Source organism: Acinetobacter sp. SwsAc4 (genome assembly GCF_013391535.1).
Lineage (GTDB): Bacteria > Pseudomonadota > Gammaproteobacteria > Pseudomonadales > Moraxellaceae > Acinetobacter.
Genome location: NZ_JACAXC010000061.1, coordinates 1 through 1,985, shown reverse-complemented (window position 1 = coordinate 1,985; position 1,985 = coordinate 1). Strand labels below are relative to the sequence as shown.

Annotated in this window: 1 protein-coding gene and 1 pseudogene; both read right to left on the bottom strand. The window is 36.8% G+C overall.

Annotation, left to right across the window (positions count from 1 at the left end; all coding sequences use genetic code 11):
• Positions 1-374: 374 nt before the first annotated feature.
• Positions 375-622 (bottom strand): annotated as a pseudogene (locus HYG88_RS15095) (IS3 family transposase); the annotation flags it as partial.
• A gap of 194 nt (positions 623-816) precedes the next feature.
• Positions 817-1,737, bottom strand: a complete 921-nt coding sequence (locus HYG88_RS15090) for a LysR family transcriptional regulator (protein ID WP_162620833.1) — start codon at positions 1,735-1,737, stop codon at positions 817-819.
• Between the last annotated feature and the right edge of the window lie 248 nt (positions 1,738-1,985).

The window sequence follows — 1,985 nt, the reverse complement described above, 5'->3', positions numbered from 1 at the left end:
TTTTTTTGCGTTGGTGCACTGTCTATAACTGTCTTTAAATCCATAAATAGGTGTCCACTTATTGGTTAGTGGACACTATCGGGGGATTGATCCACTAAAAATAGTGGTGATTCACTGGAGGCTTACGATTTTAAAAACTATTTACCTGTTAAAGATGCTCAAATCTAATGTGAACTAAGCTTTAAGGCTTTGCTTTTTTCAATACTAAAGCCTTAAACCTAATTTCCCAAAATTTTCTATGAAACCTTAAAATGTGTAGATAATGCAGTTTTATTCTTATCGGTTGAGTATCTAAAAAATTTTTGCAATAAACTAAGATAAGGAATCAGAAAGTACACATGCGCTTTATCTATGGTTGAATAAGTCACACCTAATTAATGTTTCTGTTTAAAGGCTTCTAGGGTTAACCAGCCGTTTGCGGAATGCCTTTTGACCCGATTGTAATAAATCTCAATATAGTCAAACAAGACAGCATTCGCCTCTTTTCGAGTGGCAAACACACTACCATGTATCACATGACCTTTCAGAGTATGATAGAAGCTTTCTGTCACTGCATTATCCCAACATGAGCAGTGCACTGCGCAAAGCTGCGTGACATACTTTGAATACAGTTATTCGTTAAAAAAGCATTTAGCCATTTTTACATCTCCAAAGTTAGCATGAAGTTAGCTTTAGAGGGACTATGTGTACATTATTTTGGCTAGGGTCACTTATGGATTGGCATCTTGGTTAATCATTCTATATATGCAAATAAGAGTATATAAGCCGTTCAAACAGAATGTGTATCTCCCTTTACAACCTAGATAACGAAGTTATTCAATCTTCATAATACATCGCACGCTTCTTTGAAAATTTCTCAAGTTGCTTCAGAAAACCTTCAAAGTAATTCTTCTCCTTATCTTCAGTACGGTAGCCTGCATATAATGTGCGTCTCAATCCTTGCGGCGACACACAGTCTAAACGACGGCTGACAACCCATCCCTTTTGTTCATATTCATTAACGACCCAATCAGGTAAAGCAGCAATACCACGCCCACTGGCAACCAACTGAATTAACATCTGCGTTAAATCAGTCGTTCGAATATGCTTAGGTTGAATATTTGCTGGAATGAATAAATGCGCCATGATATCTAAACGATGTTTATCAACTGGATAAGTAATCAACGTTTGTTCAGCCAAATCTTCAACTAGGATTATTTCTTTACGCACCAATGGATGTGTCGTTGAGAGTACTAACCGTGACTCGTATTCAAAAATCGGAAAGTATTCAATCCCTTTGAGTGCAATTGGATCAGCAGTGATTAATAAATCAAACTCGGCATTTTGCAATAATTCATGCGGATTAGACTCAAAACCCGCTGCAAAATCTAAATCGACATCTGGATATTGCTGGCGATATTGATTTAATAAAGGCATCAGCCAGTCAAAACAACTATGACATTCAGATGAAAAAATAATTCTCCCCGTTTGTCCATGCACGATACGAGTAATATCCGTTTGTGCTATCTGAACCTGAGGCAACACATCATCTGCTAGTCGAAGCAATCGCTCGCCGACATTGGAAAAACTTACTGGACGACTACGGCGATTAACAACTTCTACACCATACCAATGATCAAGTTCTTTTAATTGATGCGAAATTGCTGAAGGAGTTAGGCATAGATCTGTCGCAGCAGCAACCAATGAACCATGCTCACGTAGTGCAATTAATGTTTTTAAATGACGAAGTTCTAACACAACGATCACCACAATTGAATTTAATTCATCTTATCATGTTATTCATGAGTGTGTCTCACTATGAATTTTATTTTATTATTGTTTATGCTTCCATACCATCTCGATTCGATTTAACTCAAGGCTCTTTGTACACGACAAAAAAAGACAACTCATTGAAATAATGGCATAATACTTGTTTTCTGACGACGAATATGATGACACATTTCAATGAGTTACATCTCATCTTAAACAAATATCTAAAGTGGAAC